12 protein-coding genes are annotated in these 15101 nt (G+C 72.1%); 9 read left to right on the forward strand and 3 right to left on the reverse strand.

Going from position 1 to position 15101, the window contains the following annotated elements:
- Positions 1-28: 28 nt before the first annotated feature.
- Positions 29-1987: an ATP-dependent DNA helicase gene (locus tag HS041_RS24680; protein WP_307845483.1), complete on the reverse strand. Its 1959-nt coding sequence runs from the start codon at positions 1985-1987 to the stop codon at positions 29-31.
- 504 nt (positions 1988-2491) lie between these two features.
- Between HS041_RS24680 and HS041_RS24685 the strand changes: the two genes are divergently transcribed.
- From HS041_RS24685 to HS041_RS24695, 3 genes are all read left to right on the forward strand, one after another.
- Positions 2492-3805, forward strand: a complete 1314-nt coding sequence (locus HS041_RS24685) for a hypothetical protein (protein WP_196443177.1) — start codon at positions 2492-2494, stop codon at positions 3803-3805.
- Between the two features lie 110 nt (positions 3806-3915).
- Positions 3916-5496 (forward strand): Na+/H+ antiporter, encoded by a 1581-nt coding sequence (locus tag HS041_RS24690; RefSeq protein WP_196443178.1) that lies wholly within the window; start codon positions 3916-3918, stop codon positions 5494-5496.
- A gap of 92 nt (positions 5497-5588) precedes the next feature.
- Positions 5589-6230 carry a pyridoxamine 5'-phosphate oxidase family protein gene (locus tag HS041_RS24695; RefSeq protein WP_196443179.1) on the forward strand — a complete coding sequence of 214 codons (642 nt, stop codon included), beginning with the start codon at positions 5589-5591 and terminating at the stop codon, positions 6228-6230.
- Between the two features lie 79 nt (positions 6231-6309).
- Here HS041_RS24695 and HS041_RS24700 read toward each other — a convergent pair whose 3' ends face one another.
- Positions 6310-7536, reverse strand: coding sequence for a monooxygenase (locus tag HS041_RS24700; RefSeq protein WP_230879585.1), 1227 nt, complete (start codon positions 7534-7536; stop codon positions 6310-6312).
- A gap of 177 nt (positions 7537-7713) precedes the next feature.
- Complete coding sequence (locus tag HS041_RS24705; RefSeq protein WP_196443180.1) at positions 7714-7971, reverse strand: ubiquitin carboxyl-terminal hydrolase 14; 258 nt, start codon at positions 7969-7971, stop codon at positions 7714-7716.
- A 156-nt stretch (positions 7972-8127) separates the two neighbouring features.
- Between HS041_RS24705 and HS041_RS24710 the strand changes: the two genes are divergently transcribed.
- Genes HS041_RS24710 through HS041_RS24735 form a run of 6 tightly spaced genes read left to right on the forward strand, consistent with a single transcriptional unit; the run spans position 8128 to position 15081 of the window.
- Positions 8128-8913, forward strand: a complete 786-nt coding sequence (locus HS041_RS24710) for an ABC transporter ATP-binding protein (RefSeq protein WP_196443181.1) — start codon at positions 8128-8130, stop codon at positions 8911-8913.
- Between the two features lie 45 nt (positions 8914-8958).
- The gene (locus HS041_RS24715) at positions 8959-9762 is read left to right on the forward strand and encodes an ABC transporter ATP-binding protein (protein ID WP_196443182.1); all 804 of its coding nucleotides are present in this window, start codon (positions 8959-8961) and stop codon (positions 9760-9762) included.
- Entirely contained in the window at positions 9759-11627 is a 1869-nt protein-coding gene (locus tag HS041_RS24720) for an AMP-dependent synthetase/ligase (protein WP_196443183.1), read from the forward strand. Before HS041_RS24715 ends, HS041_RS24720 begins: the two co-directional genes overlap by 4 nt.
- Positions 11624-12511, forward strand: a complete 888-nt coding sequence (locus tag HS041_RS24725) for a branched-chain amino acid ABC transporter permease (protein WP_196443184.1) — start codon at positions 11624-11626, stop codon at positions 12509-12511. The genes HS041_RS24720 and HS041_RS24725 overlap by 4 nt, the downstream gene beginning before the upstream one ends.
- Entirely contained in the window at positions 12508-13749 is a 1242-nt protein-coding gene (locus HS041_RS24730) for a branched-chain amino acid ABC transporter permease (RefSeq protein WP_196443185.1), read from the forward strand. The genes HS041_RS24725 and HS041_RS24730 overlap by 4 nt, the downstream gene beginning before the upstream one ends.
- Before the next feature lie 45 nt (positions 13750-13794).
- A complete protein-coding gene (locus HS041_RS24735; protein WP_196443186.1) occupies positions 13795-15081 on the forward strand; it encodes an ABC transporter substrate-binding protein in 1287 nt (428 codons plus the stop codon).
- Positions 15082-15101 lie beyond the last annotated feature (20 nt).

Consider the following 15101-nt stretch of genomic DNA (forward strand, 5'->3'; position numbering starts at 1 on the left):
CGGGGAGGGCTTCAGGCCCGCCGCGCGTTCAGGAGGCCGACAGGCGCTTGAGCGCCTGCCGGACCGTGTCCGGGTCGTTGGTGGACCAGAACGGCGGCAGGGAGGCCCGCAGGAAGCCCGCGTAGCGGGCGGTGGCCAGGCGGGGGTCGAGGACGGCGACCACGCCCTTGTCGTGCTGGCTGCGGAGCAGGCGCCCGGCGCCCTGGGCGAGCAGCAGGGCGGCGTGGGTGGCGGCGACCGACATGAAGCCGTTGCCGCCCTTGGCGGCGATGTGACGCTGGCGGGCGGAGCTCAGCGGGTCGTCGGGGCGGGGGAAGGGGATGCGGTCGATGATGACCAGCCGCAGCGACGGGCCGGGCACGTCCACGCCCTGCCAGAGCGAGAGGGTGCCGAACAGGCAGGTCGGCTCGTCCTCGGCGAACTGCTTGACCAGCAGCATCGTGGAGTCGTCGCCCTGGCAGAGCAGCGGCACGCTGAGACGTTCGCGCAGGGCCTCGGTGGCCGCCTTGGCCGCGCGCATCGAGGAGAACAGGCCCAGCGTCCGGCCTCCGGCGGCCTCGATCAGCTCGGTGATCTCATCGAGGTAGGCCTCGGGCAGGCCGTCGCGGCCCGGCTGGGGCAGATGCTTGGCGACGTAGAGGATGCCGCTGCGCGGGTGGTCGAAGGGGGAGCCGACGTCCAGCCCCGACCAGCCGGAGCGGTCGCCGTCGGCCGGGCCGATGCCCCACTGGCGGGCCAGGCCGTCGAAGGTGCCGCCCAGCGCGAGCGTGGCGGAGGTCAGCACCACCGTGCGGTCGCCGAACAGCTTGTCGCGGAGCATCCCGGCGACGGTCAGCGGGGCGACCCGCAGGGTCGGCGGGCGGCGATCGGTGGCGCCGTCCAGCCAGACCACCTCGGCCCGGTCGACCTCCTCGGCGTGGCCGAAGGCGTCCAGCATCCGCTGGGCGGTGTCGTGGACCTCGTCCAGCGCGGTGAAGGCGGCCTTGCGCAGCCCCGCCTTCTCCGGGTCGTCCTTGTCGGAGGAGTTGCGGGGGCCCAGGGCGGTGATGCAGGCCCACGCCGAGTCGCGGACCAGTGCGAGGGTCAGGCCGAGCACCTGGGGCAGCTCGTCGAGCCGTCCCGGCGGGGCGGCGGCCAGCAGCGCCTTCAGGTCGTCGCCCGCCTCCATGAGCCGGTCGGCGGTCGGCTGCTCGATCAGCCGGCCGACCCGGCTCACGGCCACCGTGACCATGGTCTCCGACAGCTCGCCGGTCACCACGGAGGTGACCCGGTCGACCAGCTCGTGGGCCTCGTCCACGATGACGACCTCGTGCTCGGGCAGGAGCGGCAGGTCCTCCATCGCGTCGATCGCCAGCAGCGCGTGGTTGGTCACCACGATGTCGGACTCCCCGGCCCGGGCGCGGGCGAGCTCGGCGAAGCACTCCATGCCGCTCGGGCAGCGCTGCGCGCCCAGGCACTCCCTCGAGCTCACCGAGAACTGCCGCCAGGCCTGCTCGCTGACCCCGGGGACCAGCTCGTCGCGGTCGCCGGTCTCGGTCTCCTCCGCCCACTCCTGGATGCGCTGGACCATCCGGCCGGTGAGGCTCACCTCGCGCGGGTCGAACAGCTGGTCCGGCTCGTCGTCGGGCCAGCCCGCGGCGGCCTTGTAGCGGCACAGGTAGTTGCGGCGGCCCTTGAGGATCGCGAAGGTGGGCTCGCCGGGCAGGCTCGGCGCGAGGGCCTTGGCCAGCCGGGGCAGGTCGCGGTCGACGAGCTGGCGCTGGAGGGCGATCGTCGCGGTGGAGACGACCACGGCGCCCTCGGAGGTCATCGCGTGCCGGATCGAGGGGACCAGGTAGGCCAGGGACTTGCCGGTGCCGGTGCCGGCCTGGACGGCCAGGTGGTCGCCCGCGTCGATCGCCTGCTGGACGGCCCTGGCCATCGCGACCTGGCCGGGGCGCTCCACGCCGCCGACGGCCTTGACGGCCGCGCCGAGCAGCTCGTCCACCGGGGGCAGGTCGGCCGTGGACGCCGCGGCGCGCGCGGGCTCCCCGCCGGAGGCGTCTTCTGCGGAGACGACCTCTGCGGAGACGACCTCTGCGGAGACGACCTCTGCGGAGGCGTCCGCCGGGGAGTCGGTGTCGCCGGAGGTCGCGGCGGGGGCTTCGTCGGAGGTGAGCGAGTCGGTCGGCACGACAGCCAACCGTACCCGCTCGCCCCGACAACGAGGCGCCGTCCGCGCACGAATCCGGGATCCCGGCCGCTTGACGTGGCCGGGCCGGGGCATGCTCTCCGGAGGGTTACCGAGCGGACGCGTCGCGGCGTTCCGGAGCCTCGCACCCGTCTTCCGTGGCACACTGGCGAGACCACCCAGCCACACCGCCGTAAGAGGCCGACAACGGACCTCCCCGTGGTGTTCCTGGGGCGGAAGATGGGGACGTTAGGGCCGATTCGGTAGGGTTTCCCGAGGTCGAGTGGACGAATAAAGGCTGGTTAGAGGACTATGTCTTCCATGTCGGAAGTTGTCCCGTTGCCGTCGTTCGGCGAAGTGTTCTTTGACGAGCGTGGTCAGGAGCGGGTGCTCCGGGTCACGTGGCACGAAGGCACGCTGGTGCTGAGCCTGTGGCGCGGCGAGATGTGCACCGCGAGTTTCCGCATGCCCATGGACGACGTGGGCCGCCTGGTCGACACCCTGGACGAGGGTTTCATCGAGGCCGGCGGCCAGTACCCCGACGAGGCGGACGAACACGCCTCCGGCGGTCACGCCGAGCTCCCCGGCACCGGGCAGTACGCCCGCCCCCGCCCGGAGGACTACGCCCAGCCGCAGTACACCGATCCGCTGTCCGGTCAGGCCGTGCCGCAACCGGAGGAGCCGCGCCAGGCCGTCGCGCTCGGCCCCAACGACGTGCTCGTCGCGCGGGGTGCCACGCCCCCGCCCGACCGGTTCCAGGACCGCGCGCCCGGGTACGGCCCGGCCGACGCGGTGCCGCGGGAGAACATGATCGTCGGTGACTCCCTTCCGTACGGCCTGCCCAACCTCGCCGAGCCCGGCGGCCCGGCCGAGCAGCCGTACCAGCCGGCCGGTGACCCCTACGCCGCGCCCCAGGGCCACCGGCAACCCGATCCGTACGGCACGCCGGATCCCTACGCCGCGCAACCCGCCCCGTACGGCACGCCGGATTCGTACGGCCCGCCGCAGGACCCCCATGCCGCGCAGCCCGGCCCCTACGCCGCGCAGCAGCCGGCGGACCCCTTCGCCAGGCAGCCCGCCGACGCCTTCTCCGCCCCCGATCGCCCGGTAGACGCCTTCTCCGCCCCCGATCGCCCGGTAGACGCCTTCTCCGCCCCGCAGCGCCCGGTCGACCCGTTCACGCCCCACGTCGACCAGTTCCCGTCCGCCGCGCGCCTGCCGGACCCCGACGCCTACCCCTCCCAGGGCCACTCCACCGACCCGTTCGGCTTCGCGGCGCAGAGCCGGCAGTCCGGTCACGGAGCCCCGGCGGCCGACCCCTACGGCTATCCCGCCCCGGCCCAGCCCGATCCCTACGCCTTCGGTGAGCCCCGGCAGGCCTCCGGCGCCCCGCAGGGGGGTCATCCGGCGGACCTGCGGGACCTGTACGGCGCGCCGCCCGGCTACGACCCCGGCATGGACCCCTCCGACCCGCTGAACCTCCACGGCCACCAGGCCGAGCAGCGGATGCCGCGCCCCTACGTCCAGGATCCGCCGCACTCCACCGGCGAGCGGCTCAGCCCCGAGCAGCGCTACGACGAACAGCACTACGACGAGCAGCGCTACGAGGGCCGGGGCGACCGCCGAGACTGGTGAGCGCGGCCCGGAGCACGCAGGACGCCCTGGTCGGGCGGTGCGCCGGGCCTGGCGGCCGGCCGGACGTGCGGGCCGCGTAAGCTGACCACTCCTGACGGGGCGGGGGTGGGATGAGCCAGGCGGCGATGGCGCAGGTGCTCGCGGTGTCCGTTGTCGCGATCGCGGTGGCGGCCGTGGCCAGGCGCAGGGGATGGTCCGCGCCGCTGCTGCTGGTCCTGGCCGGGCTGGCCCTTTCGCCGCTGGTGCCGGCCTACGAGCTGGATCCCGAGATCGTCCTGCTGGTCTTCCTTCCGCCGCTGCTCTACTCGGCCGCGATCGACAGCTCGTACCTGAGGCTCAAGTCGGTCCGCAGGCCGGTCGCGCTCCTGTCGGTCGGGCTGGTGCTGTTCAGCACGCTGGTGATCGGCCTGGTGGTCCACCTGCTCCTGCCGGAGCTGCACCCCGCCGCGGCCTTCGCGCTCGGCGCCATCGTGGCGCCGCCCGACGCGGTCGCCGCGGTCGCGGTGGCCCGCAGACTGGGGCTGCCCCGCAGGGTGATCACCATCCTGGTGGGCGAGAGCCTGTTCAACGACGCCACCGCGCTCACCGCCTACCGGGTGGCGGTGGCCGCCGCGGTGGGGCACGGGGTCACCTGGCCGGGCGCGGTCGGGCAGTTCGTCTACGCCGCCGCGGGCGGCGCGGTGATCGGCCTGGCGCTCGCGTGGCTGCTGACCCGGATCATGTCGGTGCTCAGGGACGCGCTGGTCGAGAACACCGTGATGCTGCTCATCCCGTTCGGGGTCTACCTCGCGGCCGAGGCCGTGCACGCCTCCGGCGTGGTCTCCGTAGTGATCGTCGGCCTGGTGGTCGGCCACCGGTTGCCCAGGAGCGGATTCGGCACCCGGCTGCTGTCCGGCGCGCTCTGGCGGGTCGTGGACCTGTTCCTGGAGTCGGTGGTCTTCGCTCTGATCGGCCTGCAGATGTGGCCGATCGTCAGCGCGCTCGACTGGGCGGACCCGTGGAAGCCCGTCGGCGCCGCGCTGGCGGTCTTCGCCGTCGCGGTGGCCGCCCGGGTGGTCTGGGTGGTTCCCGCCACCTGGCTTCCCCGCCTGCTGCTGCCGGGGATCCGCCGCAGGGAGCCCGAGCCGCCGCCCTGGCAGAACGTCGTGATCGTCGGCTGGGCGGGCATGCGCGGCGTGGTGTCCCTGGCCGCGGCCTTCGCCCTGCCGGACTTCCCCGGCCGGGAGATGCTGCTGTTCCTCACTTTCACGGTGGTGATCGGCACGCTGCTGGTGCAGGGCATGTCGTTCCCGTGGCTGATCCGGCGGCTGAAGGTCTCCACCGAGCAGGAGACCTTCGCCGACGACCTGGCCGAGGCGGCCGCCCAGCAGGCCGCCGCCACGGCCGCGCTCGCCCGCCTGGAGGAGCTGACGGCCGACGGTGTGGCCGAGGTCCACCAGGAGGTCGTGGAGCAGCTCAGGCTCCGGGCCGAACGCCGTGCGCTCACCGCATGGGAGCGCCTGGGCGGCGGCAGCGGCCCCGAGGGCGAGGAGACTCCCGGCACCGTCTACCGGCGGCTGCGCAGGGAGATGCTCGCGGCCGAGCGTGAGGTGTTCGTACGGCTGCGCGACGAGCGCCGCATCGACGACGAGGTCCTCCGCCGGGTCATGCACGAGCTCGACTCCGAAGAGGCGACGCTGGCCCGCGACTAGCCGGTCAGGGGATGTGCGTGGCGATCGGCTTTCATGGCAACGGATTTCGTTGAGATTTGGCGATTTGGGGCCGGAATCGGTACCTTACCGCCATGGAGATCATCGAGACGGAACGCACCCGGCACCGGCGCCTTCGCGAGCAGGGCAGCCTCGACGGCGATGATCTGCACGCCATCCTCGCCGACGGGTTCGTCTGCCATCTCGGGGTCGTCGTCGACGGCTGCCCGATGGTGGTGCCCACCGTCTACGGCCTGAGCCCGGACCGCGAAGTGGTGTACTTCCACGGTTCGGTGGCCAGCCGTAGCCTGGTGGCCTCTCCGGAGACCACCGTCTGCCTCACCGTGACGCACCTGGACGGGCTGGTCCTGGCCCGATCGGTGTTCGAACACGGCGTGAACTACCGCTGCGCCATGATCTACGGGGTGCCGCGGCCGGTCACCGATCCCGAGGAGAAGCTCGCCGGGCTGCGCTGCCTGACCGAGCACGTCACCCCCGGCCAGTGGGACTACGCCCGGCAGCCCAGCCGCAAAGAGCTGGCGGCGACCGCTCTGCTGGCACTCAGCACCCGGGAGGCGTCGGTGAAGATCCGCACCGGTCCGCCCGGCGACGGCGACGGCCCCGACGCCCGGCTCGGCGTCTGGGCCGGCGTCCGCCCGCTCCGGATGGTCCGGGACGAGCTGGAACCCGACCCGCTGCTGCCCGACGGCATCGACATACCGCCCCACCTGCGCTGACAGCTGTTCCCTGCCGCGGAGCGTCGCAGCCGCACCGCGTCGCCCGGACGGCGATCGGCCGCCCGGACGGTGCAGGGAGTCAGGAGCGGGCGGACCAGACGAGCAGGCCCAGGCACATCTCGTCGCTGGTGCCCTCGCCCCAGACCACGTAACGCGGCGGCAGGTCGCGCAGCGCGGGCAGCATCGCGCGCAGGCCTGCGTCGTGGGTGCAGGTCACCCGGAGGGTGTCGCCGGCCTTGACGGCGGCGGGTTCGGCCAGCGGGCGGATGGCCTGCTCGTCGAAGTTGTAGTCGGGAATGTCGAGCAGGGTCTTCGCCCCCGGCGTACCGGGGTTGAGCTCCACCTTGATGGAGCGCCCGAGCAGGTGCATGTGCCCGGCGGTGGCGTGGACGGTGCCGGACGCCTCGGCCTTCTGGTCGCAGTGCTGGGTGGGCCCGGCGGCAGGGGGCCCGCCCGCGCGGCAGAACTGGCCGAGACCGGTCACGGCGGCCTCCGCCTGCTCCCCGAAGCGCTGGGCGACGTCTCGGACCGCGGCCTCGCGCTCGCACAGCGGACCGGACTCTCCCGGCGCACAGGGAAGCTCGACGGGGGCCGCGAGCGTCACGGTCTCCAGCGGCTTGAGGTCTGCCTTGCCGTCGGTGAGCCGGAGCCGGATCGCCGACCGGTCGCTGCCTCCCGGCTTGCCCCCGGTGGCGAGCAGGTTGTAGTGCACCTGCATGATCAGCTTGCTGCCGGGCGGCATGGGGTAGCCGAGCTTCTCGTCGAGAAGGGTCTCGTCGGCGCCGGGCGCCCAGTGGCCGACCCAGGCGCCGTCGTCGATGCCGGCGTCGCCGAAGCAGGTCCAGCCCTCGCCCGGCGTGCCGGCGTCGAGCTTGCGGGCGGCCTCGGCCTTGTCCGGATCGACGCGGAAGATGATCGCGTGGTGGACGAGATCGGTGTTCTGCGGGAGGAACTGGCTGCCGGTGAGGAACGCCCGCTTGCCCAGCCCGGGGTCGAGCAGGAAGCAGCGGTACTCGTCGGTGCCTCCCGAGGGGGCCTTCGGCGTGTACGGCTCGGGCAGCGTGAGGGTGGCGAACCGCTCCGAGGCCCGCAGCGGCGCCGCGGGCGGGGGCTCTGCGGCGCTTCCGTGGCCGCCGTGCGCCTCCGTCGCGCCGGCCTTCGGGCTCGCGCCGGCCGTCGTGCCCGGATCATGGGCGGTGGCCGGGTGGCCCTGCGCGCCGCACGACGCGACGAGGACGACGGTGGCGAGTGCGGCGGCCGCCGTACCCGCCCATCGTGCCCTGCGTCTCATGACCGAGTGTTCCATGAACGCCTCCTGATCCCCCGGGGGCTCCGACCCGTGCCCGGGAGGGGAACCCCGGCCACGGCCTGAATCCCAGACTCCCCGCTCCCGCGGGGATCCTCCATCCGCCGAAAGGCCGGGACCCCTCCTCCGCAGGGCTGAGAGGCGCCTCATCCGAGGCCGGCCCCGAAGGCGCCGGCGTCAGCCGAGGATCTGATCGACGTAGCACCAGCGCCACGTCTCGCCCGGCTCGAAGGAGGAGACGACCGGGTGGCCGATCTCCTTGAAGTGGGCGGTGGCGTGCTTGTTCGGCGAGGAGTCGCAGCAGCCGACATGCCCGCAGGACAGGCATCTGCGCAGGTGGACCCAGCGGCTCCCGGCAGCCAGGCACTCCTCGCACCCCGCGGGCGTGCGCGCGGGCGGATCCTGGGACGAGGTGAGGTGTTCGCAGGTGGACATGTTCTCCCTTAGGCCGTCGCTCTCACCGGTGATCGTACGACTAGAGCCATGTTCCAATTTGGACACCTCTCGCCCCACCTATTGATCAGGGGGTCACCGTGACTCACTCTGTCCTTCATCGGGGGGTGACCTAGGCCGCGAACCTCAGGGAGCCCGATGCTGGAAGTCCGCAATCTCGAGGTCGTCTACGACGACGTGATGCTGGTGCTGCGCGGGGTCAGCCTGCGGGTTCCGGCGGGATCGATCGTGGCCCTGCTGGGCGCGAACGGAGCGGGCAAGACCACTCTGCTGCGGGCCCTGTCGGGCCTGCTGGACGTGCACGACGGTGAGATCACCAAGGGATCGGTCCTCATCGACGGCGAGCCCGTGCACGGCCTGCGCCCCGCGCAGATCGTGCGGCGCGGGGTCAGCCAGGTCATGGAGGGACGGCGCATCTTCGGCGAGCTGACCGTCGAGGAGAACCTGAAGGTCGGCGCGCACACCGCAGCCCGGGCCGTCGCCGACAACCTCGACCGCGTCTACGGGCTGTTCCCGTTGCTGAAGGAGAGGCGCAGGAACGTCTCCGGCTACCTGTCCGGCGGCGAGCAGCAGATGCTGGCGGTCGGCAGGGCGCTCATGGCCGGCCCCCGCTACCTGCTGCTGGACGAGCCCAGCCTCGGGCTGGCCCCCTCGCTGGTGCGCCAGATCCGCGACCTCGTCGTCGAGATCAACAAGCAGGGGACCACGGTCCTGCTCGTCGAGCAGAACGCCACGATGGCCCTGTCGGTCGCCGACCACGGCTACGTCATGGAGACCGGGAAGATCGTCATGGACCGCCCGGCGGCCGAGCTGCTGGCCGACGAGGACATCAAGGAGTTCTACCTCGGCCTCGGCGCCGAGGGGACGGTCAAGTCCTTCCGCGAGGTCAAGCACTACCGACGCAGGAAGAGGTGGCTGTCGTGAGCGGCGGGGCGGTCGCGGTGACCGGCGAGGGCGAGGTGGCGCCCCATGGCCGCTGACATCCGGGCGGCCCCTCCCGAGGCCGCGCCGCCGGTGCTGAAGGTCGAGGACGTCGGGCTCTCGTTCGCCGGGGTGAAGGCGATCGACGGGGTCTCCTTCGAGGTGGCCCCGGCCGAGCTGTTCGCCGTGATCGGCCCGAACGGCGCGGGGAAGACCTCCGTCTTCAACGTCCTGTCCGGGGTCTACCGGCCTCAGCGCGGCGCGGTGACCTTCCTCGGAGAGGACATCCTCGGCCGGCCTCCGCACCGGATCGCCGCCATGGGCCTGGCCCGCACCTTCCAGAACGTCGAGCTGTTCCACAACCTGACCGTGCTCGACAACCTCATGCTCGGCCGCCACCACCACTTCGGCTACGGCCCGCTGTCCGCCCTGCTCTGGCTCGGCCGGGCGCGCCGGGAGGAACTCGCCGCCCGTGCCCGCGTCGAGGACATCATCGACTTCCTCGACCTGGCGGCCTGGCGCCGCCACCCCGTCCGGCTGCTCCCGTACGGCGTGCAGAAACGCGTCGAGCTCGGCCGCGCGCTGGCCATGGAGCCCCGCCTGCTGCTGCTGGACGAGCCGGTCGCCGGGATGAACCTGGAGGAGACCGAGGACATGGCCCGCTTCGTGCTCGACATCCGAGACGAGCTCGGTGTGCCCGTCGTGCTCGTCGACCACGACATGGGCCTGGTCATGGACCTGGCCGACCGGGTGCTCGTGCTCGACTTCGGCCGCCCGGTCGCGCTCGGCACCCCGGCCGAGGTCCAGCGCGACCCCAAGGTCATCGAGGCCTACCTGGGAGGGGCGTCATGACGCTCACGCGGGAACCGCGGGAACAGGAACACACGCGCACCACGACCATCGTCACCCGGGTCCGCGACCGGGCCCGCGCCACGCCCGGCCGCATCGCCATGCGGGAGAAGGACTTCGGCATCTGGCAGGAGGTCACCTGGGCGGACTACTGGGAGAACGTCCAGCTCGTGGCGCACGCCCTGCTCGCGCTCGGCGTCGAGCCCGGCGACCGGGTGGCCGTGCACTCGGAGAACAGGCGCGAGTGGCTCTACACCGACCTCGCGATCGTGGCGGTCCGCGGCATCACGGTCGGCCTGTACCCCACCAACCCGGCCGCCGAGGCCGCCTACCTGCTCTCCCACTCCGGGGCGAAGATCCTCATCGCCGAGGACCAGGAACAGGTCGACAAGGCGCTCGCGGTCCTGGACCGCTGCCCCGAGCTGGAGCGGATCGTCTACGTCGAGCCGCGGGGCGTCCGCGGGCGCTACGACGACCCCCGGCTGACGGCCTGGAGTGAACTGCTGGAGATCGGGGCCGCCCACCGGGAGGAGAACCCCGGCGCGGTCGAGCGGCGGATGGCCGCCACCCGGACCGACGACGTGATCACGCTGATCTACACCTCCGGCACCACCGGCCCGCCCAAGGGCGTGATGCTCACCGTCGGCAACGTCGAGTACGCGATCAAGCTGCTCGTCGAGGGCGGCGGTTTCACCTCGCCCCCGCCGTCGGAGAGGGATCTCGCCCTGTCGTACCTGCCGCTGTGCCACGTGGCCGAGCGAGCCTTCACGGTCTGGTTCAACGCCGCCGCCGGGGTGCAGGTGAACTTCGCCGAGTCCATCGAGACCGTCCAGGCCAACCTGCGCGAGGTGCAGCCGACGATCCTGTTCGGGGTCCCGCGCATCTGGGAGAAGGTGCTCGCCGGGGTGGAGATCCGGCTGGAGTCGGCCTCGCCGCTCAAGCGCGCGGTCACCCGGTTCTGGCTGGGAGTGGCCGACCGGATCGGCGACACGCTGGTGCGCACCGGCGGCACGCACACCCCGCGCACGAGGGCGCTCTACGGGATCGGCTGGGTCTTCTGCTACCGCGCGCTGCGCGAGCGGCTCGGCATGCGCCGGGTCCGCTACGCCGCCTCCGGCGCCGCGCCGATCGCCCCCGCGGTGCTCAAGTTCTACATGGGAATCGGCGTGGCCATGCACGAGGTGTACGGCATGAGCGAGAACACCGCCGTCGCCACCGGCAACCGCCCGGGCCGGATCAAGCTCGGCACCGTCGGCGAGCCCCACGAAGGCGTGGAGCTGCGGATCGACGAGCTGACCGGGGAGATCCTCACCCGGCACCCGGGCACCTTCGCGGGATACTGGCGCGACCCCCGCGCCACCGCCGACGTGCTCGACCCCGACGGCTGGCTGCACACCGGCGACGTCGGGGAGTGGGTGGACGGCACCCACGTCAGGATCACCGACCGGATGAAGGACATCATCATCACGGCCGGCGGCAAGAACATCGCGCCGAGCGAGATGGAGAACGCGCTCAAGGCCTCGCCGTACCTCAAGGAGGCCGTCGTCGTCGGCGACCGCCGCAAGTACCTGGCCGCGCTGATCGGCATCGAGCTCGACACCGTGGGGGAGTGGGCGCGCAGGCGCGGCCTGCCGTACACGACCTACCGCGACCTGTCGGAGAAGCCTGAGGTGCGCGAGCTCGTGCAGGGGATCGTCGACGAGGTCAACGAGCGCTTCGCCCGGGTCGAGCAGATCAAGCGGTTCGCCCTGCTTCCCAAGGAACTCGATCACGAGGACGGCGAGCTCACCGCCACCCAGAAGGTCAAGCGGAGCGCGATCGAACGACTCTTCGCCGACCTCGTCGAAGGGATGTACCGAAGCAGATGAAGGGTGTGCTCGAATCACTGGTCCGCGGGCTGGGCAACGGCTCGGTCTACGCCCTGCTGGCCCTCGGGTTCGTGATCGTCTACAAGGCGACGCGGGTGATCAGCTTCGCCCAGCCCGCCTTCATGATCGCTGGTGCGGTCGCGGTCAGCCACCTGGCGGAGGTGACCGGCTTCTACGCCGCCGTGCCGCTGGCGGCGCTGCTGGTCGCCGCGCTGGCCCTGGGCGTCGAGCGGATCGCGATCCGGCCGATGGTCGGCCGTCCCGTATTCGTCGTTGCGATCATCACGCTCGGGATCGACGTCGTCGTCCGGGTGGTGGTCAACGGCTTCATCGGGCTGGACGTGCGCCAGGTCGGCGACCCGTGGGGACTGCGCCTGGTGGAGATCGGCGGCCTGGCCGTACAGCAGCGATGGATCGCGATGCTGCTGTCGACGGCCGTGCTCGTCGCCCTGCTGTTCGCCTTCTTCCGCTACACCCGGTACGGCCTGGCGATGCGGGCGGCCGCCTTCGACCAGGAGACCGCGCTGGCCCAGGGCGTCTCGGTCGGCATGGTCTTCGCGCTCTCGTGGGGCCTGGCCGGGGGCCTGGCCGCCATCGCCGGGACCTTCGTCGGCACCGGCCAGGGCGTGGACCAGCTCACCTGGATCATCGCGCTCAAGGCGCTGCCGGCGATCATCGTCGGCGGGCTCGACTCACTCGGCGGCGCGGTGGCCGGGGGACTGGTGATCGGGGTCGTGGAGTCGCTGGTCCAGTCCTACCAGGGGGATCTGGCGCCCTGGCTGGGGCAGAACTTCGCGGTCGTCACGCCGTACGCGGTCATGCTCCTGGTCCTGCTGGTCAGACCGTACGGGCTGTTCGGCACTCCGGAGGTGGAGCGGGTATGACCGAACGGACCGAGAGGGTCGAACCGCCCGAGCAGGCCGGGGCGCCCGGACGGGTGGAGACCGCCGGGCGGGGCCGGGCCCCGGCCGCGGGACCGGACGCGCACCCGGGCGGGGGCCCCGGAGCGGTCCGGGCGCGCAGGCCGAAGGGGCGCCCGCTGCTCTACACCGCCTACTCCCAGGACATGGCGCTGCTCGACACCCGCGCCAAGAAGGTCTGGCTCGCGCTGCTGCTGGGCGCCGCGATCCTGCTCAGCGGCCTCCCCGACGACCTGCTGGTCCTGCTGGCGGCCGGGTACATCGCGGCGATCGGCGCGATCGGGCTCAACATCGTCACCGGCTACGCCGGCCAGGTCTCGCTGGGCCACGCCTTCTTCGTCGCCATCGGCGCCTACACCGCCGCGGCGGTCTCCGGGGACCCGGGCGGGCGCACCCTGGGGTTCGGGATCACCAGCATGCTCGTCTGGCTGCCCGCCGCCGGAGCGGTCGCGGCGCTGGCCGGGGTGCTCGTCGCCCCGCTCGCCGCCCGGCTCCGCGGCCTCTACCTGGCGATCGTCACGCTCGGGCTGGTCTTCCTCGGCGAGCACGTCTTCAAGGAGTGGGACCACCTGACCGGCGGTCCCGGCGTGGGCCGCCCGGCCGCCACCCCCGAGCTGTTCGGCTTCCGGTTCGACGCCGACAGCGCGCTCGGCACCCGGGCGCAGTCGCTGTACATGCTGATGCTCGTGCTGCTGGTGGTCTTCGCGGTGGCGGCGCGCAACCTCGCCCGCTCCCGGATCGGCCGGGCCTTCTCCGCCGTCCGCGACCGCGACATCGCCGCCGAGGTGATCGGCGTGCCGCTGACCCGCTACAAGACGCTCGCCTTCGCGATCTCCTCGTTCTACGCGGGATGCGCGGGCGCGCTGATGTACACGATCACCGGGTTCTTCGATCCCGGCTCGTTCAACCTGCTGATGTCGGTGCAGTTCATCGCGATGGTCCTGATCGGCGGGGTGGCCACGGTCTCCGGCTCCATCGCCGGGGCGCTGTTCATCACCCTCCTGCCCCGCCTCACCCAGGAACTGCCCGCCCTGCTGCCGTTCGTCAGCGCCGACACGACCCAGACGCCCAACGTCTTCCAGATCCAGGTCGCCCTGTACGGCCTGCTGATCGTGCTGTTCCTCGTCTTCGAACCCCGGGGTCTCTTCGGGATCTGGATCCGCGTCCGCGCCTACTGGAAGAGCTGGCCTTTCTCGTATTGATTTTTCTCCTTCATGCGCCTCCCCTACCGAAAAGGAGCTGAGTCCATGTCGAAGCGCCATCTGGTGATCGCCGTGTCCCTGGTGGCCCTTCTGTCCGCGTGCGGCGTCATCCGGGGGGACGACGAGGATAAGAAGGGCGCCGTGACCACGGGCGTCACCAGCGAGCCGTGCCCGATCGCGGTGGACAGGAACAAGGGGTGCATCTACCTCGGCACGATCTCCGACCTGACCTCCGGGCCGTTCGCCGCGCTGGCCGTACCGATCACCCAGGCGCAGAAGGCGTTCTGGAACCGGGTCAACAAGGCCGGCGGCATCGGGGGCAAGTACGAGGTGGACGTGCAGGCCTACGTCCGCGACAACAAGTACAACCCCGAGACGCACAACCAGGTCTACCAGGAGATCAAGAACAACGTGCTCGGCCTGGCCCAGACCCTCGGCTCGCCGACCACCGCGGCCATCCTCGCCGACCTGAAGGCCAACAACGTCGTCGCCGCGCCCGCGTCGTGGACCTCGGCCTGGGAGTTCGAGGACGTCATCGTGGAGACCGGCGCGAACTACTGCGTCGAGTCCATGAACGCCGTCGACTACGCGGTCGAGACCTACAAGCCGAAGACCGTCATGGCCGTGCACTACGCCGGCGACTACGGCGCCGACGCGGCCGCGGGGGCGAAGGCGGCGGCCGAGCGCAACGGCCTGGAGTTCACCGCGGTCGAGACCCCCTCCGGCGCGACCGAGCAGGGCAGGGCCATCACCGAGATCACCAAGAACAAGCCCGACCTGGTCATCCTGACCACCGGTCCGGCCGACGCCGCCGCCGTCATCGGTCAGTCCGCCGCCGCCGGGTTCAAGGGCCGCTTCATCGGCACCGGCCCGACCTGGAACCCGGCACTGCTCAAGAGCCCGGCCGCGCCCGCGATCCTCGCGCTCTACGAGCAGTCCTCGCCCGGCAGGCCGTGGGGCGCCGACACCCCCGGCCACAAGGCCATGCGCGAGGCGCTGGGCAACGTCACCCCGAGCGACGGCTACACCTCGGGCTGGGCCTGGTCCTACCCGCTCAAGGCCGCGCTGGAGAAGATGGTCGCCAGCGGGGACGTCAGCCGCAAGGGCCTGGTCGCCGCGGTCAAGTCGCTGACCACGGTCGACTACGAGGGCATGCTCCCCCCCGAGGCGGGCAACTTCGCCGGGGACCCGAACACCGCGACCTTCCGGCAGACCCTGATCAACAAGCCCGACGCCGCGGCGCCCACCGGCGTCACGATCGTCAAGGACTTCTCCACCGGCCCGACCGCGCAGGCGTACACCATGGACGGACCCTGCTTCGACAAGCTCTGATCGGGTTGCGCCCTCCTGCG

The sequence above is a fragment of the Planomonospora sp. ID67723 genome, from assembly GCF_015711605.1.
In the GTDB taxonomy this organism is placed as follows: Bacteria; Actinomycetota; Actinomycetes; order Streptosporangiales; family Streptosporangiaceae; genus Planomonospora_A.